Consider the following 22617-nt stretch of genomic DNA (forward strand, 5'->3'; position numbering starts at 1 on the left):
AATTCGCTGCCGGATGGGTTCACCCGCCAAACAAACCGCTATCGCGCAGTAAATGCTGGTCCCCTTTGCGGCGCGTAAAGCCACTGCGATCGAAGAATTCCAACACCTGGATCGCCAGCTTACGCCCCACGCCCAATTGATCACGGAAATCAGCGGCGGTGGCCCCGCCTTGAGCAGTATTCAGCTCACGAATTAAGGCGGCAAACTGTTCAATACGTTGGCTTGGATAGTAGCGGTCCACCACCACGGCGGCCACATGGCCAAGCTGGGCCGCTTTACGTAATGTAGTGCGGATCTGGCTCTCATCTTCACCCAATGAGGATGCCAAATCCCGCACCCACCAAGGGTCTTCACCCAGCAGGGGGACAATTCGGGCCCAAAGTGCTTGCTGCTCACTACTGAACGCTAAACCATGCTCAGGGAGATGCAACCAACCACGCGTATTACGCAGTGCACCCGCAGCCAGCAACCGATCAATAATCATAAATACCAGCGCTTCATCCAGCGTCGGTAATGCCATACGGCGCAAGCGGGCACGCCCCAAACCTAATTGGTCACTATGTTGTTGATGGTATTCAGCCAATACCTGCAGCAATTTCTGTTCTTTTTCCTGCACAATGGCAGGAGCCAATGCCATTTGACCGGCGATCAACAATTCTGAATTCGCCAACAACCCGCGTAAGCCGTCATCAGTCAATTGCCGAGCCCAGGCGAAGGCAGCCAAATCCAACGCCCCACCAGGCAGATGCAAACGCAATACTTGCTCATCGCTTGGCGCTTGAGCCAGTTCGGCCAGCCAAGCCAGATACGCGGGCTGGCGTTTGCCCCGTTTCGGGGATGAGAGCAACAACACCCGAGCCGCAGCCAAGGTTTGCCGGGCACCGATATCACGCAGTACCAGACGATCGTTTTCCACCATCCAGAGTGGACGATCAAGGATCAATTCCGCCAGATTGCCGGTTAACAGCGCAATACGCCCCGTGATATGGCTGGCAGCATGATGAATATGCAGTGGTTGCCAATGTTGTAACGGCACATCAGCGTCAATCTCCACCAGAATACGCTCGGCTGGCATAGTGGGGCGTTGTTCCAGCAACCAATCACCGCGCGTTAGCTGCTCTTTGCTGACATCACCGCTGATATTCAACGCAATACGTTGCCCAGCAAATGCCTGCTCCACCACTTGATTCTGTGCGTGTAACCCGCGCACCCGAACTGGCGCTTCTGCACCGGTCAACCATAAGCTGTCACCTAACGCGACACGCCCCCCCAGTGCCGTACCGGTGACCACCAACCCGGCCCCTTTGACACTGAACGCCCGATCCACCGCCAAACGAAAACGGCGGCTTCGCCAATGTTCGGTGGGTTGTAGTGCCAACAGGTGCTGACGCAAGGCATCGATACCCTCATTCTGCGTCGCCGCAGTAATAAACAGCGGGGTATCATGCCAGCCCTGTTGTGCCAGCTCAGCCTGCACCTGGGCCTGTACTTGTGCGACTTGCTGCGGTTCTACTCGGTCAGCCTTGGTCAAAACCACCGTTAATTGCACCCTGCCGCTTAAACGCAGGATCGCCAAGTGTTCGCGAGTTTGCGCCATCACGCCATCGTCACAAGCCACCACCAGCAGGGCATGATCAATCCCACCAATACCTGCCAACATATTGGCAAGAAACTTCTCATGGCCGGGAACATCAATAAAACCGAGTACCTGACCATCTGGCTGTGGCCAATAGGCGTAGCCAAGGTCAATTGTCATACCTCGGCGTTTTTCTTCCGGCAGGCGGTCGGCATTAATGCCGGTGATCGCCTGTAGCAGGGTAGTTTTGCCATGGTCAACGTGACCAGCGGTAGCAATAATCATCAGTTCAAGGCCTCAAGTAGTGCCTCTTCCTGTTCCAGGCAACGCAGATCAAGCCATAGCTTGCCATCCTTTAAGCGACCAATCACCGGTTGTGGCAGGCTGCGCCACTGCTGTGCCAGGCTTTCCAAGGTTGCTCCCCGACCATCAAGTGGGGTAAAGGTCAAGGCATAGCTCGGCAAACGATCCACCGGCAAGGAGCCACTGCCAATCTGTGACCAGCAGGGTTCGCAGCGTAATTCAAAACGGCCAGCAAACCGTGGCGCCAATTGCTTCTGCAATCGTTCAGCGATTTGCTGTATCGCCGGTTGTGGGCGGGTAAGCAGACGCAAGGTCGGCAGATGTGCTGCCAATAACTCCGGCTGCAGATACAGGCGCAGCGTCGCTTCCAATGCCGCCAAGGTTATTTTACCAACGCGCAATGCACGCTTGAGCGGATGCTGCTGTAAACGGTCAATTAATGCCTTCTTACCAATGATAATTCCAGCTTGTGGCCCTCCCAACAGCTTGTCACCAGAAAAAGAGACCAAATCAACGCCGTCGGCAATCAACCGTTGTGGCATCGGCTCGGCGGGCAAGCCATATTGCACCATATCGATCAGCGAACCACTCCCCAGATCCGTGGCAGTAGGAATACCCTGTTCGCGCCCCAACGCCACCAGCTCACTTTCCTCCACCGCTGCAGTAAACCCTTGAATACAGTAATTACTGGTGTGTACTTTCATCAGCAAACCGGTTTGCTCATTGATAGCGGCACGATAGTCTTTCAAATGTGTGCGATTGGTGGTGCCCACTTCCACCAGTTGGCAACCCGCCTGACGCATCACATCTGGGATACGGAACGCGCCGCCAATTTCCACCAATTCACCGCGCGACACTATCACCTGTTGCCCTGGCGCCACTGCGGCCAACATCAATAGCACCGCAGCCGCGTTATTATTGACAATACAGGCATCTTCCGCCCCGGTAAGCTGGCAGAGCAAATCGGCAATAGCGCGATCACGGTGCCCACGACCAGCATCATCTAAATCATACTCCAGCGTCACCGCGTTCCCCATGGCGCTCACTACCGCATCCATCGCCACCTGAGGGAGCAATGCGCGCCCCAGATTGGTATGCAGTACGGTACCACTGAGATTAAACACCGGTTGCAACGCCAAACGCAGTTGTTGGTTCAGGCGCACCTGTAATGCCTGTGGCCAATCCTGACACCATGCCGGCATCTGCTGTTGTATCTTGATGGTGTCACGCGCCTGTGCTTGCATTTGGCGCAATAATTCGCTGATCAGCGTCTGGCCATGTTTAGCGACAACAGGTTCAATAGCGGGATCGCGTAATAAGCGATCGATAGCGGGTAACTGGCTATAGAGTTGCTGGGTTTCAGTGCTCATGCTCACTCGGTTGTTAAGTTTGCCAAGAGGGTTTGAATCCTCTTCTCGCCCACACATTTGCTGCATGGGGAGAAGAACCGCCGTTTATTCCCCTGGGAACAGGAATGGATTGATGCTGCTACGTGCAAACCCCTCTTCTTCCATTCTGGCATCCAGCACCAGCGAGGCCAAATCATCAGCTACTGCCTCTACTTTTGGGTCCTTTTCCTGATAGAGAAGTTTCAGGTAGGTTCCACAATCGCCACAGCTTTCGGCTTTCACTGCGGCCTGTTCACTCTCTAATGACCAGTAGTTGAGATCGCGCGTTTGCTCGCAATTACTGCATTTCACCCGCACCACATGCCACTCACTTTCACACAGGTTGCAGTGCAGATAACGCAAACCATTCACAGTACCAATATGCACCATACTGGACACCGGCATACTGCCGCAAACCGGGCAGAACTGACGCTGTTCACCATATTCGGCTCTGGCCTTACCCGGGATCAGGCTGGCCATTTGTGCCCAGTATAACGACAAAGCCGCCCAAAGGAACGGCGCTTTATCACTACCCACTTTGCCAAATTCCCCTTTTAGCAAGTGGTCGGCCATCTGTTCCAACTCATGGGATGAGGATTTTTCCAGGTTCTCCAGCACGGTCAAGACATGATCTTGCGCCTGTGGACGTAACTCGGCAATCAACGAAGTCAGGAGATGGTGCCAGTGTTCACTGCGTGGATAAACGCTGATATCCAATGGCGGCTTGCCGCTGTTGGCGCTCTGCGTCAATGCCTGGTTAAGATCCAGTACCAATGGATTATCGTGGCAAGCATTGTGCTGCGCCTGCGCGATACCGGCGGCAAAGTTAAGATAGTCGCCCAGAGGATGGTCTGTTGCCAGTTGGCGCAAACGCTCCGCTCGGCGAGTATAAAGGCTCTTCAAATTAGCGAAAAGTAACGGCGGAATAGTTTCCGCCGTTTTTGACTTCTCGCATGATGCTCCTAATTGATCTTTAGGAACGATGCGAATACTCATCTGGGTTTATCTTCCTGTTGTTTTTCGCGGACCTCACGGTACCAGCGCGGATGATGTTTCTTGGCCCAGGCGGCAGGTACCCAACCCTCGACCATGGCAGTAATGGTGCCTTTTACCCATAGCGCGGCGTAAATATGCACCATGATGACCATAATCAACGCCACAGCAGACAGCGAATGCACCAACAGTGCAATGCGGATCAACGGGATAGGGAACGATGGGGCAAAGTAAGGCCGCCAGATCACCACTCCCGTGGCCAGCAATAGCACCAGAAAGGTTATTGCTGCCCAGAACACACACTTCTGGCCGAAATTATAGCGCCCGACATCACCCACTTCCTCATTCATCGCGATTTTGTGGATGTTTTTTGCCCAAACGATATCTTCCCGGTTGAACAGGTTATGTCGCCAGTAACGCCGGAACATCAGCAAGAATGCCACGAACATAATCACCCCGACGAAAGGGTGAAGGATCCGTGCCAACTGCGGGGTACCGAAGATATTCATCAGCCAGTTAAAGGAGGGAAACATAAACCCCAACCCGCTGATGGCGGCAAAAATAAAGCAGAACGCCACAATCCAGTGGTTAATCCGCTCCGGCGCACTATAGCGCTGAATTGGCTTTTCCTTCCTCATTTGCGCGTCTCCTCATCATGCGGTTGCTCTGGCTCTTCCTCTTCGACGCGGTTTGGCCCTACGCCGACATAGTGGAAGATACTGGCGGCAAAGGTAACAGCAAAGCCGACAGCAGCCAGCGGCTTCCATACCCCTTTCCAGAATTTAACCGCCGAGCTGATACTCGGGTCCTCTGGCAGGCCATGATACAACTGCGGCTTGTCAGCGTGATGCAAAACATACATCACATGCGTGCCGCCAACCCCTTGAGGATCGTACAGGCCCGCATTCTCGAAGCCGCGAGTTTTCAGCTCCTGAACACGTTCAGCCGCAATATCATGCATCGCCGCTTTGGTGCCGAAGTGAATCGCCCCGGTAGGACAGGTTTTCACACAGGCTGGCTCCTGGCCCACAACAACACGGTCAACACACAGGGTACATTTGTACACCCGGTTGTCTTCCGGATTCATGCGCGGCACATCGAACGGACAACCCGCGATACAATAACCACAACCGATACAGTGTTCAGACTGGAAATCGACGATGCCATTCGCGTACTGGATGATCGCCCCTTCTGCCGGACAGGACTTCAGGCAACCCGGATCGGCACAGTGCATGCAGCCATCCTTACGGATTAACCACTCCAACTTGCCGTGCTCCTCTACTTCAGAGAAGCGCATCACCGTCCAGGATTTAGCCGTCAAATCGGCGGGGTTATCGTAAACCCCGACGTTATGACCGACCTCATCACGAATATCGTTCCATTCAGAACAAGCTACCTGACAGGCTTTACAACCAATACAGGTGGTCACATCAATCAGCTTGCCCACTTCTTCCTGGTAATCACGCACCTGCGGAGCTGGTGTGAGGCCATTGGTCGCGGATTTACGAATGATGTCTTGAGATTGCATTGCCATAATTCGTCTCCGTTACACCTTTTCCACGTTAACCAGGAACGCCTTGAATTCCGGCGTTTGCGTGTTGGCATCACCGACAAACGGCGTCAGTGTGTTGGCAAGGAAGCCCTTCTTCGCCACCCCTTCGTAACCCCAGTGAATAGGGATACCGATGGTGTCCACATCCTGCCCATTCACCTGCAGTGTCCGGATACGTTTGGTCACCACCGCCTTGGCTTTGATATAGCCCCGGTTGGAACTGACTTTTACCGTATCGCCATTCTTGATGCCTTTCTTCCCTGCCAGTTTCTCGCCAATTTCCACAAACTGTTCCGGCTGAGTAATCGCATTAATCAGTGAATGTTTGGTCCAGTAGTGGAAATGCTCGGTCAGACGATAGGTGGTACCGACATACGGGAACTTGTCAGATTTACCCATGGCCGCCAAGTCATCTTTAAACACCCGCGCAGCAGGGTTAGAGACCACGTTCGGGTGCAGCGGGTTAGTACCCAGTGGTGTTTCAAAGGGTTCATAGTGTTCAGGGAATGGCCCTTCCGCCATTTTGTCGATGGCAAACAGGCGGCCCATCCCTTCCGGCTGCATGATAAATGGCCCAACATCGCTACCCGGTGCCGCAGCACTATAGTCAGGAATATCTATCCCGCTCCATTTGGCACCATCCCACTCGATCAGTTGGCGCTTGGCATCCCACGGTTTACCAGCAGGATCGGCGGAGGCACGGTTATACAGAATGCGACGGTTGAGTGGCCAAGCCCAGGCCCAGCCCAAGGTATTACCGAGACCGGAAGGATCAGCATTATCGCGACGAGCCATCTGGTTACCCGCAGGGGTCCAACTACCGGTAAAGATCCAGCAACCACTGGCAGTAGAACCATCATCACGCAAGTGTGCGAAGGTGCTCAGTTGCTCACCCTTCTTCGCTAACACTTTACCATCAGGATCGAGCACATCGGCCAACGCACGGCCATTGCTCTCCATTGCCACTTCTTCCGGCTCTGGATTTTCTGGCGTGAGATAATCCCAGCTCATGTTCAGCACTTGCTCTGGTACGGCCCCGCCCTCACTCTGGTACATTTCGCGCAGGCGTGTAAACAACCCAGCCAAAATTTGACCATCGTTCAGTGCTTGCCCCGGGGCATCAGCCCCTTTCCAGTGCCACTGTAACCAGCGACCTGAGTTAACAATCGAACCTCTTTCCTCTGCAAAGCAGGTTGATGGCAAGCGGAACACCTCGGTCTGAATCTTGGACGGATCCACATCATTAAATTCGCCGTGATTCTGCCAGAAGTTGGCGGTTTCAGTATTCAGCGGATCAATGGTGACCAGGTACTTCAATTTAGCCAGCGAAGAGACGATTTTGTGCTTGTTCGGGAAGGACGCCACCGGGTTGAAGCCTTGGCAAATATAACCGTTGACCAACCCTTTCGACATCATTTCAAAGTACTGCAGTACGTCGTAGCCTTTGTCCCATTTGGGCAACCAGTCAAAGCCCCAGTTGTTCTCCTTCTGCGCTTTATCGCCATAGAAGCTCTTCATCAGGCTGACAAAGAATTTGGGATAGTTGCCCCAATAGTTTACTTGACCAGGCAGCAGCGCCTTCGGCGTGTTGGCTTTCAGATAGCTGTCGAGGTCAGTGTGTTTTTCAGAAGGCAGGCTCAAATAACCCGGTAGGCTTTGTGACAACAGGCCCAGATCCGTCAACCCCTGAATATTGGAGTGACCACGCAGTGCGTTCACACCGCCACCCGCCATACCCATATTGCCGAGCAGCAATTGGATCATCGCCATGGTACGGATGTTCTGCGACCCCACGGAGTGCTGTGTCCAACCCAAGGCGTACAGGAACGAAGCGGTTTTATTCGGGCTACTGGTTTCTGCGATATATTCACAAACCTTAAGGAAATCCTCGGTTGGCGTTCCGCAGATATTGGTCACCACCTCAGGCGTATAACGGCTGACGTGCTGTTTCAGCATATTCCATACGCAACGTGGATCTTGCAATGTGATATCACGCTTGGCAAAACCGTTCTCGTCGAGTTGGTAGTTCCAAGTGGTTTTATCGTACTTGCGATGTTCCGCGTCATAACCACTAAACAAACCGTCGTCAAAGCTGAAATCTTCCCGCACCAGCAAGCTGGCATTGGTATAAGCATTAACGTATTCACGGTTAATTTTGTTGTTATTGATCAGGTACAACAACACCCCTGACAAGAAGGCAATGTCAGTACCGGAACGAATCGGCGTGTAGAAATCCGCTACGGATGCGGTACGGGTAAAGCGCGGATCAATGACGATCAGCTTGGCTTTATTATGAATCTTGGCTTCCATTGCCCAGCGGAACCCCACTGGATGCGCTTCTGCCGCGTTCCCCCCCATAACGATAATTAAGTCGGCGTTCTTGATATCAACCCAGTGGTTGGTCATCGCACCGCGACCAAATGTTGGAGCAAGACTTGCTACCGTTGGTCCGTGTCAAACACGCGCTTGATTATCTACGGCAAGCATGCCGAGAGAGCGACTAAATTTTTGTGTCAGGTATCCGGTTTCATTGCTGGAAGCCGAAGCGCACAGCATGCCCGTGGTCAACCAGCGGTTAACCGTTACCCCTTGGTCATTGGTTTTAACGAAGTTGGCGTCCCGGTCTGCTTTCATCAATTTGGCGATGCGGGTGAAGGCATCATCCCAACTGATACGTTGCCATTTATCAGAGCCAGCAGCGCGATATTCCGGGTATTGGAGACGGCTTTCGCTGTGGATAAAATCCACCAGCCCTGCACCTTTCGGGCAAAGTGCCCCACGGTTTACCGGGTGGTCCGGATCCCCTTCGATATGGAAGATACTCTCTTTGGCGTTTTTAGCGCCATCACCTAGGCTGTACATCAACAGCCCGCAGCCGACGGAACAATACGTACAGGTATTACGGGTTTCACGGGCGCGCAGCAGTTTGTACTGCCGAGTCTCCGCTAACGCCGCTGCCGGGCTAAAGCCCAACGCAGCAACCGTCGTTCCTGCCATACCGCCAGCGCAGATCTTAAAGAACTGCCTTCTGCTGACCTGCATGGGGGTCTCCTTTCACTCGTGTTGTCACATTGTTTCAAATGGCGCTTCCTCTCCCAAAGCGGGAAGCGCTAGAATCACTACCTGTTATGTTTGGCTTGGCCTGAAACGCTGGGATAATACCATAGCGTTCATCGGGTTGTTACAAACAGGTGCTAATTAAGTGAACAATTCAGAACAAGAACAACCCACAAATGAGAGCACTCTCACAGGCTTGTCCCAAGTCCCGGTCTATCAACGGGGGCAACTCAGCACAATGCAGCAAGATTGGCTGGCGGAAGAGGTGCCGGTTGCACTGGTCTATAACGGTATTTCTCACGTAGTCATGATGTGCACCCCAAAAGATCTGGAGGCATTCGCTCTGGGTTTTTCCCTGTCAGAAGGCATTATCGATTCACCACGGGATATCTACAGTATAGAGATTAATCCCACCTGCAGTGGTCTAGAAGTGCAAATAGAGCTCTCCAGCCGCCGTTTTGCTGGCTTGAAAGAACGGCGGCGCGCCATGGCGGGTCGTACCGGTTGCGGGGTTTGTGGCATCGAGCAGTTAGCAGATATCTTCCGCCCCGTCACACCGCTGCCCTTCACGCAAACCTTCTCCTTGGCTAATCTCGACCATGCCCTTGGGCAACTGCGCCAGGTGCAAAACGTTGGGCAACTGACCGGTTGTACCCATGCCGCCAGTTGGATCTCGCCACAGGGTGAATTGTTGGGAGGGTGCGAAGACGTTGGCCGCCATGTGGCGCTGGACAAGATGCTCGGTATGCGCGCCAGACAAGGGTGGCAACAAGGGGCGATCCTGGTTTCCAGCCGAGCAAGCTATGAAATGGTGCAAAAATCTGCCATATGTGGTGCCGAGATTTTATTTGTCGTCTCTGCCGCCACGTCACTGGCGGTGGAAATAGCAGAACGCAGCAATCTAACTCTGGTTGGCTTTAGTAAGCCTGGTCGGGCCACGGTGTTTACTCATCCGCAGCGCCTCACCGATTAATTGGAAGACTTTTCACGACGATGACGGAGGCCATCATGTATCACCCAGACGTTTACCTTGGTCCTATACAACCCTATGAAGGTCGAACCAGTGCCATTGCTAAACGGCTGGTGGAAGGCGTAATAAATCTCACGCCATTAGGCCTGGAAGGGGATGAACAGGCAGAAAAAATTCACCATGGTGGCCCTGATCGTGCGCTATGCCACTACCCAAGAGAGCATTACGCCCATTGGCGTGATCAGTTCCCCGCTCAGGCGGAGCAGTTCTGCGCACCCGCCTTTGGCGAAAATATTTCTACTCTTGGTTTAACCGAACAAAACGTGTTTATGGGGGATATTTTCCGGTGGGGTAAAGCATTGATTCAGGTGACGCAGCCACGTTCCCCTTGCTTCAAGCTCAACGACCATTTGGCTATCAATGATATCTCCGTGTTAATGCAGCAAACTGGCCGCTGTGGTTGGCTATACCGTGTGGTTTCTGCGGGTACCGTCAGTGGTGATCAGCCACTGGAACTGGTCGTGCGCAATAGCGATGTTTCCGTCGCGCAAGCCACCGGCATTGCCTGGCATATGCCATTTGACGAAGAGCAGTATCGTCGCCTACTGGCAGTGTCGGGGCTTTCCGCCAGTTGGAGCAAAACCCTAGTGGCACGCATCACCCGCGGAGCAATAGAAGATTTTAACTACCGTCTATTAGGTCACTCAGCAAACCAAAATATTGCCGTCTAATGGACAACCTGGCTCTGCTACGCAGAGCCAGTCAAATTCAAAACGCTTTTTGGGCGTAGCCAGTAACCACTTTCAGCCCCATCTCACGGCCTAATGCCGTCATGGGATGCACCACGATCAGGCCTCGGGCACTTTTCTTCAATGCCCCCATATCAGCTTGCTCTTTCTTGGTAATTTCGCGGCTGAATGGTAACTGGCTCAACTTCTGCGCTTCTGTGCTCAGTTTTTCAACACGCACATTTTTCAAGCGCTCAATCTCTGCTGCCAGTTTCTCTTTTTCTTTGCTGTGTTGTGCAATCAGCTCTGGATTACCTCGTTGGATCACCAGGGTGTCTTTATGGTTCAAAGCATCCAGTTGGTCACTCAGGCGCTTAATCTCTGCCTTTTCTTTCTCTTTCATCTCGTTGGCCTGTTTTGTGTTATACCCAGGTTCATTCAAGTTGCTGGCCAGCATCTACTCCAAAGATTCTGAGTAGAATGCAGGATCACCAGCAACAGTCTCGAAGCCATTTATATTATGCTGTTGCAATAGTAGCACGAGTGCCAAAAATGCCGAAGAGTGGAGAAAACTCTCTATATCCTGGGCCTTTTTAGCCCCAATGCCGGCCAGTTTCTGCCATTGTGTCTGGGTCATCTGTTGCACCTGAGACCAACTTTGCAAATGCGTTATTTGGGATGAGGAAACGGGCATACCCAGCGCCATTAACCAACGGTGAAAAGGTTGCTGCCGAGCCAGACGGAATTGCTGGTAAAGAGCCTGTGCACGTTTCTCCCCCCAGCCGGGAACCTGATTGAGCAATTCGGGGGTTAAATCGAGCCAACTCAGCAAGCCATCCACCCGCCCCTGATCGATTAACGCCTGCCACCCCGCTTTACTCATCCCCCTGATATTCAGCCCATTTTCACTCCCTAGCCACACCAGGCGTGCCAGAAATTGCTGGTGACAACCGGGCTGCAAGCTAAAGCAACTCAATAGATGGTAATCCTGCTGCTTTGGCACCACCACGGTGGCCCTTTCTACCGTGCGCCAAACCACACGGTTCACATGAGGGATACCATGCCCCATTAAACTGATAGCAACCTGATCGCCCGGCACAATATGCCACTTTTGCCACAGGGATAGAGAACCGACATTAACCCGCCGGATCAATTTATCGTCCATACGTAGCGGTTCTAACTGCAATACCACCGCGATTTTACCGGTGCGCCCCACCGCAAACTCCACGCCCTTAACCCTGGCCACTTGCTGTAGCGGAGGATATTTCCAGGCCGCGGCCCAATGACCGGGTTTGGCCTGCCAATAACGGCCCTGTGGTACTTTCCCCTGATGAATAACCACGCCGTCAGTCACAAAGGGTAACGGGGCTTGATGCCAGAATGCCCGCCAGTGTTCTACTTCGTTAAATGAATTAACGGGTTTTGAATATTGTTGAGGGAGTACAAACCCCAGAGCAGTAAGTTGATCTAAACGTTCTGCCATGGTTGCTGGGCCATCTGGCCACGCCCAAACGAACAAACCGAGCTGCTTCAATTGCTCATCAGCTGCGTTACGCATCAGCATCGCCGCCACCTTGGTGCGAGCATTGATCCCCCCTTGTGAATGCTGGCGATGCGCATTCATCTTTAAAAACAGCTCCCCTTGTAGTACCAGATCAACAGGAGCACCCGGTAAAACAGAGGGGACAGCGGGGATCGCCTTGACCTTTTCCAGCCAGTTCTCTCCCTTTTCGCCATTCCCTCGGCTAATGGCGCTAACCAGTCTACCTTGCTGATAGACTAGCGTAACCGCCACACCATCAATTTTGGGTTGTACCCAGACATCATGACGATCTTGCAGCCACTCCCTGACCGCCAAAGGATCAGATAATTTGCGCAGACCGGTTTGCGCCACCGGATGCCCTATTTTGCCTTCGGGTAACGGGAGTTTATGGTCTTCGGGTATGACCAAACCGGCGCAGTGCTGCCAGTTTTTCCATTGCTGTTGTAAACCATCGTAGATTTCATCGTCGATAAGGCTATAGCCTTGTTGGTAATAAGCCTCATCCCAGAGTGCGAGTTGGTTATCCAACGCCTTTATTTCCAATTGCAACCGCTCTGGCGGCCATTCTGGACAGGGAGTTGCCCAGGCAATGGGGCACCCAACCGCCATCACTAGTAACATCCGGGTAATATAACGCCACATCCTGCACCTCCCGACGCCATTCAAGCCATGGTTGAACCTGCATCACCTTGAGTAGAGAGGGGAGTAAATACTCAATCATCTGTGTTAGCGAATCAGGAAAGTTCAGGATGCGAAGTGGTATCCAAAGAGAAGGGGTCCTTGCTGAAAACGGCGAAAATTTCTCGATCCCGCACGCGACTCGGTCATTTTCCCCTGTTTTCATCAGAAAGCTGTCGTCAAAATGACGACTGGCACTGCACAGGGCACATTAGCCGTGTATACTAAGCAGATAATTTATACTCATCGCACTCAAGTGAGTGAATCTGAGTATGCACATCCGCTGTAACTGGCTTATCAACCGCAATCAACGAACATCATCATGGCTCAAGGCATGCTTTATATTGTCTCTGCCCCCAGTGGCGCAGGGAAATCAAGTCTGATTCAGGCTTTGTTAAAAACGCAACCGCTCTATGACACGCAGGTTTCGGTTTCACACACTACGCGCGATAGTCGCCCGGGTGAAAATCACGGTGAACATTACTTTTTCGTCTCTAAAGACGAATTCCACCGTATGATTGAGCAGGATGCGTTTCTTGAACACGCACAAGTGTTCGGCAACTATTATGGCACCTCTCGTGCGGCCATTGAGCAAGTGTTGTCAACAGGGGTGGATGTCTTTCTGGATATTGACTGGCAAGGTGCTCAGCAGGTTCGCGCCAAAATGCCCCAGGCACGCAGCATCTTTATTCTGCCTCCATCCAAGGAGGAGTTGGGGAGACGTCTGCGCGGGCGCGGGCAGGATGCCGATGATGTCATCGCCAGGCGGATGGCACAAGCCGTTGCAGAAATGACGCATTATGCAGAGTATGATTATTTAATTGTGAATGACGATTTCGATCTGGCGCTATCGGATCTGAAAAACATTATTCGCGCCGAACGTCTGCGTTTAGGCCGCCAAATACTGCGGCATGACGCTTTAATCAGCAAATTATTGGCAGACTGAAGACAGTTTCAGTATTATGCCCAATCTTTTCGTCACCTGTGGAGTAGCACAAATATGGCACGCGTAACTGTTCAAGACGCTGTAGAGAAAATTGGTAACCGTTTTGACCTGGTATTGGTCGCTGCTCGTCGGGCGCGTCAAATCCAGACCGGTGGTAAAGATGCTCTGGTACCTGAAGAGAATGATAAGTACACCGTTATCGCTCTGCGCGAAATCGAAGAAGGTCTGATCAACAATAAGATCCTTGATGTCCGTGAGCGCCAGGAGCAGCAAGAACAAGAAGCCGCAGAGATCCAAGCGGTGACCGCAATTGCTGAAGGTCGTCGTTAATTAGACTGCGAGTCTGCCTTGTATCTGTTTGAAAGCCTGAATCAACTGATTCAACGTTACTTGCCTGAGGAGCAGATTAAGCAGCTCGGGCAGGCCTATCTGGTTGCACGTGATGCTCACGAGGGGCAGACACGCTCCAGTGGTGAGCCCTATATCACCCACCCTGTTGCTGTGGCCTGTATTCTGGCAGAAATGCGCCTCGACCATGAGACGCTAATGGCCGCGCTATTGCACGATGTCATTGAAGATACCTCTGCCACTTATCAGGACATGGAACAACTGTTCGGCAAAAGCGTTGCCGAACTGGTTGAAGGGGTGTCCAAACTGGATAAGTTAAAATTCCAGAACAAGAAAGAAGCGCAGGCGGAAAACTTCCGCAAAATGATCATGGCGATGGTGCAGGATATTCGTGTCGTGCTGATCAAGCTGGCAGACCGTACCCACAACATGCGCACCCTGGGTTCACTACGCCCAGACAAACGGCGGCGCATCGCCCGTGAAACACTGGAAATTTATAGTCCTCTGGCTCACCGCCTGGGGATCCACCACCTGAAAACCGAACTGGAAGAGTTGGGTTTTGAAGCGCTGTACCCGAACCGCTATCGGGTCATCAAAGAAGTGGTGAAATCCGCCCGGGGTAACCGTAAAGAGATGATCCAGAAAATCCTCTCTGAAATCGAAGGGCGTTTGACTGAAGCTGGTATTCCCTGCCGGGTTAGTGGGCGGGAAAAACACCTCTACTCCATCTACTGCAAGATGCACCTGAAAGAGCAGCGGTTCCATTCCATTATGGATATCTATGCTTTCCGGGTGATCGTGAAAGAAGTAGACACCTGTTACCGGGTGCTAGGGCAGGCACATAGCCTGTATAAACCGCGCCCTGGTCGGGTCAAAGACTATATCGCCATCCCCAAGGCTAACGGCTATCAATCACTGCATACTTCATTAATCGGCCCACATGGTGTGCCGGTTGAGGTGCAAATCCGTACCGAAGATATGGAGCAGATGGCTGAGATGGGGGTTGCTGCGCACTGGGCTTATAAGGAAAAAGGCGAATCTACCGGCACGACGGCGCAAATCCGTGCCCAACGCTGGATGCAGAGCTTACTTGAGCTACAACAGAGTGCAGGCAGTTCGTTTGAATTTATTGAAAGTGTAAAATCCGATCTGTTCCCAGATGAAATTTACGTTTTCACGCCAGAAGGCCGCATTGTTGAATTACCCGCCGGAGCGACCCCGGTAGATTTTGCCTACGCAGTGCATACCGATATCGGTCATGCTTGTGTCGGTGCACGGGTTGATCGCCAGCCCTATCCATTATCGCAATCCCTGCACAGTGGTCAGACCGTCGAGGTGATTACCGCGCCCGGTGCTCGGCCTAATGCCGCTTGGTTGAATTTTGTTGTCAGTTCAAAAGCGCGGGCGAAAATCCGCCAGATGCTGAAAAACCTCAAGCGCGATGATTCCGTCAGTCTGGGGCGTCGTTTGCTTAACCATGCGCTCGGTGGCAGTCGCAAACTGGCTGAAGTGCCACAAGAAAATATCCAGCATGAACTGGAGCGCATGAAACTGGCCACCCTGGACGATCTCCTGGCTGAAATTGGCCTCGGTAATGCTATGAGCGTGGTAGTGGCAAAGAATCTGCAAGGGGATCACTCCAGCTTGGGCATTTTTTCCAATAACGTGCGCAATCTATCCATTAAAGGTGCCGATGGCGTCTTGATCACCTTTGCCAAATGCTGCCGACCGATTCCTGGTGATCCAATTATTGCTCATGTCAGCCCAGGCAAAGGTTTGGTGATCCACCATGAATCCTGCCGCAATATCCGTGGCTACCAGAAAGAACCGGAAAAGTTCATGGCGGTAGAGTGGGATATGAAGGCTGAGCAGGAGTTTATTGCAGAAATCAAGGTAGACATGTTCAACCATCAAGGTGCATTGGCCAGCCTGACCGCCGCTATCAATGCTGCCGGCTCGAACATTCAAAGCCTGAATACTGAAGAGCGAGATGGCCGGGTCTACAGCGCTTTTATCCGTTTAACCACGCGTGATCGCGTCCATTTGGCAAATATTATGCGCAAGATCCGTATTATGCCGGATGTGATTAAAGTTACCCGTAATAGAAACTAGCGCTTATGAGCCCTGAACGCTATGCGCGGATTCGTCAAATGCTGGCTACTCGGCAGCCTGATCTGACCATCTGCCTGGAACAGGTTCACAAACCCCATAACGTCTCCGCAATTATACGGACTGCCGATGCCGTTGGCGTGCACCAGTTGCATGCCATCTGGCCTACCCCGCGCATGCGAACCCTGGTTTCCTCAGCCGCTGGCAGTAACAGTTGGGTCAATATAAAAACGCACCCCTCGATTAACCAGGCCGTTTCACACCTAAAAGATCAGGGGATGCAAATCCTGGCAACTCACCTGTCAGACCGTGCTGTTGATTTCCGTGAAATAGACTATACACGCCCAACCTGCATACTGCTGGGGCAGGAAAAAACCGGCATTACTGAACAGGCGCTGGCCTTGGCTGATCAGGACATCATCATCCCCATGATCGGTATGGTGCAGTCTTTAAATGTTTCTGTGGCTGCAGCATTGATTCTGTATGAAGCGCAGCGACAACGGCAAAATGCCGGTTTGTATCACCGTGAACAGAGTGCATTGGATGCGCAAGAGCAACAACGCTTGCTGTTTGAGGGCGGTTATCCCGTGTTGGCCAATGTGGCTAAACGCAAAGGGCTACCACGCCCACATATTGACGAACAGGGCCAGGTGGTTGCCAGCGCTGAATGGTGGGCAACCATGCAGGCGACAACGGTACGCCGATGAAAGGCCAACTGCTGGATACCATCCCTATTACCACCCTCTCTGGTGTGGGAGCCAGTCAGGCAAAAAAGCTCGCCAAAATTGGCTTGCACACCCTTCAGGACTTGCTACTCCATCTGCCATTACGCTATGAAGACCGTACCCGACTCTATCTGATTAACGCGCTGCTGCCGGGTCTTTTTGCCACGGTGGAAGGGGAGATCCTGCGTTGTGATATCAGTTTTGGTCGACGCCGTATGTTGGTTTGCCAGATCAGTGATGGCAGCGGCATCCTGACCATGCGCTTTTTCAATTTCAATGCGGCAATGAAGAACAGCCTGGCGATTGGTCGCCGCATAACCGCCTACGGTGAAGTAAAACGCGGCGCTCATGGGGCAGAAATCATTCATCCGGAATACCGTATTCAAGGTGAAAAAAGTGACGTTGAACTGCAAGAGGCACTGACACCGGTTTATTCCACTACGGAAGGTGTTCGCCAGGCCACACTACGGAAGTTAACTGATCAGGCATTGGAACAACTGGATACCTGCGCCATTGCTGAGCTGTTACCGGCAGAATTGAGTCACGGTTTAGTCAGTCTGCCGCAGGCGCTACATACTCTGCACCGCCCACCACCTGATATTCAACTAATCGATTTGGAACAGGGTAAACACCCCGCACAAAAACGCCTGATCCTCGAAGAGTTATTGGCACACAACCTTAGCATGCTGGCAGTACGTGCCGGGGCACAAAGTTACCTGGCCCCCTCACTGGCACCAGATGACCGGTTGAAACAAGCGTTCCTCGCCAAACTCCCCTTTTCACCGACCAATGCACAAAACAGAGTCGTGGCAGATATCGAAGCCGATATGCAAAAAGGCTTCCCGATGATGCGTTTGGTACAAGGTGATGTCGGTTCAGGCAAAACGCTGGTTGCCGCGCTGGCGGCCTTGCGAGCCATCGTCCATGGTAAACAAGTGGCACTGATGGCCCCGACGGAATTGCTGGCTGAACAACATGCCAATAATTTTCGCCAATGGTTTGAACCATTAGGCATCGAAGTCGGCTGGCTGGCAGGAAAGCAGAAAGGCAAGGCACGTCTTGCTCAACAACAAGCCATTGCCAGCGGTCAGGTAATGATGGTGGTCGGTACCCATGCCATTTTTCAGCAGCAGGTGCAGTTTAATGGCCTGGCCTTGGTGATTATTGATGAACAACACCGCTTTGGTGTACACCAGCGGCTGGCATTGTGGGAAAAGGGCGAAGAGCAAGGGTTCCACGCCCATCAGTTGATTATGACGGCCACCCCCATCCCACGCACGCTGGCGATGACGGCCTATGCCGACCTCGATACCTCAATCATTGATGAACTCCCCCCAGGCCGTACCCCGGTAACCACCGTGGCCATCCCTGATACGCGCCGCGCTGATATTATCGAGCGGGTAAAAAACGCCTGTATCAAGGAAGGCCGCCAAGCCTATTGGGTCTGTACACTGATTGAAGAGTCAGACTTACTGGAAGCCCAGGCGGCAGAGGCCACTTGGCAAGAGTTGCAAACTGCCCTGCCAGAACTGAAAGTTGCACTGGTACATGGCCGGATGAAAGCCCAAGAAAAGCAAGCGGTGATGCAGGCATTCAAACAGGGTGAATTACAGCTCTTAGTAGCCACCACCGTGATTGAAGTTGGTGTCGATGTTCCCAACGCCAGTTTGATGATTATTGAAAATCCGGAAAGGCTGGGTTTGGCACAGCTTCACCAATTACGTGGCCGTGTTGGTCGTGGCGCTATCGCCTCACACTGTGTGCTGCTTTATAAAACCCCACTGAGCAAAACTGCCCAGAAACGCCTACAAGTCCTGCGCGACAGTAATGATGGGTTTGTCATTGCTCAGCAAGATTTAGAAATTCGCGGGCCTGGTGAATTACTCGGCACCCGTCAAACCGGGAGTATGGCGTTCAAAGTCGCCGAGTTGTTGCGTGATCAGCACATGATCCCGGAAGTTCAACGCGTTGCGCGCCATATTCACCAACACTATCCACAGCATGCTCTCGCCCTGATTGAACGCTGGCTACCGGAAACCACCCGTTATTCCAATGCCTAGTAATAACAGGATGCCGTGGGCCCGACGCCAGTAATAAATACCCAATACCCTTCAAATTGCCGTAGTCCAACGGCAACTCGAGCACATTTAGGCGCTGTTATGACAGGCGTTACCATAACAGCGTAACTAGGGTTATGGCTGTTCCGGTAATGGCTGTTCCGGCAATGGCTGTTCCGGCAATGGCTGTCCCGGTAATGGCTGTCCCGGTAATGGCTGTCCCGGTAATGGCTGTCCCGGCAATGGTTGTTCCGGCAATGGCTGTTCCGGTAATGGTTGTTCCGGCAATGGTTGTTCCGGTAATGGCTGTCCCGGCAATGGCTGTTCCGGTAATGATTGCTCCAGGGTTTGCCCTTCTTTATTGAGCGCCTGTAAATGCCCCTGTAATGAAGCCTTGAATGGCCCATCGCCGTTAAGTAACCCTTTCAACTCTAATTGCAGATTACCATCACCTTCCAATGGAACCGGTTGCCATCCCCATTGCTGTAACGTATTTAAAGGCACTGAACGGCCATTAAAGGAGAGGGTAAACGGCTTACCAGGGAGCTGACTGATGCTGGCCTTAGCCTCTAACAAACCCTCCGGCATAAAGGCGCTCAACTCAGTCACATTGATTTGTTGAGCATCAGCCTGCAGCGTCAAAGAGGGGCGTCGAATATCGACCTTATTGAAAGTGGCATCACTCCCATTGAGTTGTAACGAGCCAGACCAGATTCCCCACTGGTGATCACGGGCTAATAGCAAGTTGTTACCAGAACCATCCAATGCCGTGATCTGGAAAGGAAAATCAGGATTGATATCAATGAGCAGATTACGATTAGTGGTCATCTTGCCGACATAGACTTCAGCTAACCAATCGGGTAATGGCCGCAACCACAACCCACGCCAGTTAATCGGCAAGGTATATTCTAGTGCCGCTACCGCCAACTCATCCAACTGCAAACGTTTATTCGCCCGTAACCAGTTGCCGGAGGTACGCAATAATCCCCCCTCCCAACGGGTGGTGAACTGTTGAATGGTAATACCCGCCGTAGAGAGAGTCATGCTCATAATCGGGTCGATTAAATGAAACTTGCCATTAATAATATCCCCCGCATTAAAGTTGAGCGAACCCTCTTGGCTACTCCAGTCACCTTGCTTAAAAGTGATATTTTGTAACGATAGGTCGAGATCGTTAACCGCCCACTCTTTCCCTTCCAAACGTGCATCGATTAAATCAAAGCGCTTCACTGTCACCGGAGGCAGCACCTTGAAATGCTCGCCGAACTGTTTCAATGTTAACGGGACTTGCAGGCGTACATTGCTTAGGCGCAAACTCTCCACCAACCAACTGCCATCGGCGGCACGGCTAGCCACCCCGGTGAGGTCGCCTTGGGACAGATCGGCACCAAAATTATTCAGCATCAACTGATTTTGCCTGATTTCACCCTGTACCAATACCCGTGAGGCAGGAATACCGTTCAATACCATTGAACCCGCGCTAACCTGAAATTGGTTATTTTCACCGAATAAATAGCCGGTTTTAGGTTGCCATGGATTGATACCGCCATTGACCGCCTGGGCGTTAAACTGCCAGCTATTATGGTTGAATTGCAGTGCCATATTGCTTAATTGCAATACCTCCGCCTGAATGGGTAATGAGACCCCCTGTTGCGGCAATACATTGAGGGAACCATCCCGTAGTGTCACACTGGCAAAAAAACCAGGCTCAGTGATTTGTCGTGAGCTAAATACCAGATCCACCTGCTTGGCCACCAGCGTCTGTGGTTGGTTGGCTTGAGCGAAGGTCACACCTTCCAAGCTGATTTGCCCCGGATGATTCCAGGAGTGCGAGATTTTCTCTACCGACAGGCGATACCCGCTGTTATCACTGACCCAACGGCTCAACCAGCCTGCAGCCCAATGAGTTTGGCCCAAAAGGTAAATCACTACCACGGCAAGCACAATCAGTAGCAGGAAAGTCAGCAACAGTTTTCTGATAAATTTCATCGTGCGGATCCGTAGAGGTGAGAAAAGATACCCTGTTTATGCCGCAATTAGCTCGTCAGCTCAAGAGTCGTGATGAAAAGGGTAATAAAAAACGGCCGCAAGTAAAGTACTTGCGGCCGTTTTATACCAGATTGCCGTATTTATTTCTCTGGTGGGAACAGCAAATTCAGCGTAATCGCCGTTAGACCACCGGCGGCAATACCGGAAGAAAGTAGGGTTTTCAACCAGTCAGGTGCAAATTGCAGAATCAATGGCTGTTGGGAAACCCCCATACCGACGGCGAGTGATAGCGCCATAATCATCACCGCCCGACGATTCAGGGGTTCACGAGAAACGATACGAACACCGGAAGCAGCAATGGTGCCAAACATCACAATGGTCGCGCCACCCAGCACAGGTTCAGGAATATTCTGCACAAAACCGGCAACGGCCGGGAATAACCCCAAGCCAATCAGCATCAGTGCCACAAAAAAGCCGACATAGCGGCTGGCGACACCCGTCAGTTGGATCACGCCATTATTCTGACCAAAACAGGAATTAGGGAAAGTATTGAATACCGCCGATAACATTGAATTCAAGCCATTGGCCAACACGCCCCCTTTCAGGCGCTTCATATAAAGTGGGCCACTAACCGGTTGTTCAGAAACGTCAGAGGTGGCGGTAATATCCCCAATGGTTTCCAGTGACGTCACCATAAAAATCAACATCAATGGTAACAGCAGGTTCCAATCAAATCCCAAACCGTAATAGAGCGGTGTCGGAATGGAAATGACGGCGGTTTGAGCGACCGGCTGAGTTTCCGGTAGCATACCCATGGCCCAGGCCAGCAGATAACCTACCACCATCGCAATCACCAAAGCAGCGATACGCAGATAAGCATTACGTTGACGGTTAAGTAGAATAATCACCGCCAGTACCGAACCCGCCAGCAACAGATTCTTTGGCTCACCGAAGGTATTCGCTTCCATCGCTGCGTAGCCACCGCCAATAGAGGTTAAACCGACCTGAATCAACGATAGGCCGATGATCATCACCACAATGCCAGAAACTAACGGGGTAATGATACGGCGCGCCAAATGCAGCACCCGGGACAGTAGGATTTCGGTACATGATGCCACCATCAAGGTACCAAACAGGGCTGCCATCATGGTGGGGATATCTGCCCCACCATTTTTCAACGCCAAGCCACCCATAATCAGTGGCGAGACAAAGTTAAAGCTGGTGCCCTGAATAGATAACAAGCCAGAACCGATTGGCCCCCAGGTTTTGATTTGTAAAATAGAAGCCAACCCGGAAGCAAACAGTGACATGCTGACAATATGCTGAGTATCTTGTGCTGGCAGGCCAAGTGCCTGGCAGATCAACAACGCTGGGGTGATCACCGCCACAAACATGGCTAGCAGATGTTGGCCGGCAGCAAACAACGTTTGTGGCAGGGGGGGACGATCTTCCAGGTGATAAATCAGCTCACTAGTGCGTGGGCCGTTTGTCGATGCGGTTGCTGTAGCATCAAGTTCGGCAGAGTGGGTGGTCATGGTGTCGCATTCCAAGAAACGGAAAAGAACGTATTTTAATGATCCTTGTCACAAAAGCAAACGGTTGCGCTATTCTATTTTTATACCAATAATTTTATTGATGTCGCATTTTTATTCATT

General features: G+C 52.1%; 16 protein-coding genes and 1 pseudogene. 7 read left to right on the top strand and 10 right to left on the bottom strand.

Annotated elements, in window-relative coordinates; all coding sequences use genetic code 11:
- Positions 1-19 precede the first annotated feature (19 nt).
- The 6 genes from selB to fdnG all read right to left on the bottom strand — a co-directional run bounded on the left by selB (position 20) and on the right by fdnG (position 8854).
- Positions 20-1861 (bottom strand): selenocysteine-specific translation elongation factor, encoded by a 1842-nt coding sequence (gene selB / locus IO95_RS19505; RefSeq protein WP_023489569.1) that lies wholly within the window; start codon positions 1859-1861, stop codon positions 20-22.
- Entirely contained in the window at positions 1861-3249 is a 1389-nt protein-coding gene (gene selA, locus IO95_RS19510; protein WP_023489570.1) for an L-seryl-tRNA(Sec) selenium transferase, read from the bottom strand. The genes selB and selA overlap by 1 nt, the downstream gene beginning before the upstream one ends.
- A gap of 84 nt (positions 3250-3333) precedes the next feature.
- Positions 3334-4263 (bottom strand): formate dehydrogenase accessory protein FdhE, encoded by a 930-nt coding sequence (fdhE, locus tag IO95_RS19515; RefSeq protein ID WP_023489571.1) that lies wholly within the window; start codon positions 4261-4263, stop codon positions 3334-3336.
- Complete coding sequence (fdoI, locus tag IO95_RS19520) at positions 4260-4898, bottom strand: formate dehydrogenase cytochrome b556 subunit (protein WP_023489572.1); 639 nt, start codon at positions 4896-4898, stop codon at positions 4260-4262. Before fdoI ends, fdhE begins: the two co-directional genes overlap by 4 nt.
- Positions 4895-5794 (bottom strand): formate dehydrogenase subunit beta, encoded by a 900-nt coding sequence (gene fdxH / locus IO95_RS19525; protein ID WP_023489573.1) that lies wholly within the window; start codon positions 5792-5794, stop codon positions 4895-4897. The genes fdoI and fdxH overlap by 4 nt, the downstream gene beginning before the upstream one ends.
- Before the next feature lie 12 nt (positions 5795-5806).
- Entirely contained in the window at positions 5807-8854 is a 3048-nt protein-coding gene (gene fdnG / locus IO95_RS19530) for a formate dehydrogenase-N subunit alpha (protein ID WP_152554976.1), read from the bottom strand.
- 211 nt (positions 8855-9065) lie between these two features.
- On the opposite strand from fdnG, the gene fdhD reads away from it, so the two are divergent.
- On the top strand, positions 9066-9842 hold the full coding sequence (fdhD, locus tag IO95_RS19540) for a formate dehydrogenase accessory sulfurtransferase FdhD (RefSeq protein WP_369794386.1): 777 nt from the start codon (positions 9066-9068) through the stop codon (positions 9840-9842).
- 35 nt (positions 9843-9877) lie between these two features.
- Positions 9878-10570 carry a 6-hydroxyaminopurine reductase gene (gene yiiM, locus IO95_RS19545; RefSeq protein ID WP_023489577.1) on the top strand — a complete coding sequence of 231 codons (693 nt, stop codon included), beginning with the start codon at positions 9878-9880 and terminating at the stop codon, positions 10568-10570.
- Positions 10571-10607: 37 nt separating this feature from the next.
- Here yiiM and IO95_RS19550 read toward each other — a convergent pair whose 3' ends face one another.
- Together IO95_RS19550 and ligB are read right to left on the bottom strand one after the other, a co-directional pair.
- Positions 10608-10970, bottom strand: coding sequence for a YibL family ribosome-associated protein (locus IO95_RS19550; RefSeq protein WP_023489578.1), 363 nt, complete (start codon positions 10968-10970; stop codon positions 10608-10610).
- Positions 10971-11024: 54 nt separating this feature from the next.
- Positions 11025-12752, bottom strand: coding sequence for an NAD-dependent DNA ligase LigB (gene ligB, locus IO95_RS19555; RefSeq protein ID WP_023490384.1), 1728 nt, complete (start codon positions 12750-12752; stop codon positions 11025-11027).
- Between the two features lie 358 nt (positions 12753-13110).
- Between ligB and gmk the strand changes: the two genes are divergently transcribed.
- The 5 genes from gmk to recG are packed head-to-tail and all read left to right on the top strand — an operon-like array spanning position 13111 to position 18976.
- Complete coding sequence (gmk, locus tag IO95_RS19560) at positions 13111-13734, top strand: guanylate kinase (RefSeq protein WP_023490386.1); 624 nt, start codon at positions 13111-13113, stop codon at positions 13732-13734.
- Positions 13735-13788: 54 nt separating this feature from the next.
- Positions 13789-14064, top strand: coding sequence for a DNA-directed RNA polymerase subunit omega (rpoZ, locus tag IO95_RS19565; protein ID WP_023490388.1), 276 nt, complete (start codon positions 13789-13791; stop codon positions 14062-14064).
- 18 nt (positions 14065-14082) lie between these two features.
- Positions 14083-16194 carry a bifunctional GTP diphosphokinase/guanosine-3',5'-bis pyrophosphate 3'-pyrophosphohydrolase gene (gene spoT / locus IO95_RS19570; protein ID WP_023490389.1) on the top strand — a complete coding sequence of 704 codons (2112 nt, stop codon included), beginning with the start codon at positions 14083-14085 and terminating at the stop codon, positions 16192-16194.
- A 5-nt stretch (positions 16195-16199) separates the two neighbouring features.
- Positions 16200-16898: a tRNA (guanosine(18)-2'-O)-methyltransferase TrmH gene (gene trmH, locus IO95_RS19575; protein ID WP_023490390.1), complete on the top strand. Its 699-nt coding sequence runs from the start codon at positions 16200-16202 to the stop codon at positions 16896-16898.
- Positions 16895-18976 carry an ATP-dependent DNA helicase RecG gene (gene recG / locus IO95_RS19580; RefSeq protein ID WP_023490391.1) on the top strand — a complete coding sequence of 694 codons (2082 nt, stop codon included), beginning with the start codon at positions 16895-16897 and terminating at the stop codon, positions 18974-18976. Before trmH ends, recG begins: the two co-directional genes overlap by 4 nt.
- A 324-nt stretch (positions 18977-19300) precedes the next feature.
- Here the strand turns inward: recG and IO95_RS19585 are convergent.
- A pseudogene (locus IO95_RS19585) lies at positions 19301-20962 on the bottom strand (AsmA family protein); the annotation flags it as partial.
- A 140-nt stretch (positions 20963-21102) separates the two neighbouring features.
- On the bottom strand, positions 21103-22497 hold the full coding sequence (locus tag IO95_RS19590) for a uracil-xanthine permease family protein (protein WP_023490393.1): 1395 nt from the start codon (positions 22495-22497) through the stop codon (positions 21103-21105).
- Between the last annotated feature and the right edge of the window lie 120 nt (positions 22498-22617).

This window comes from Serratia sp. DD3, assembly GCF_000496755.2.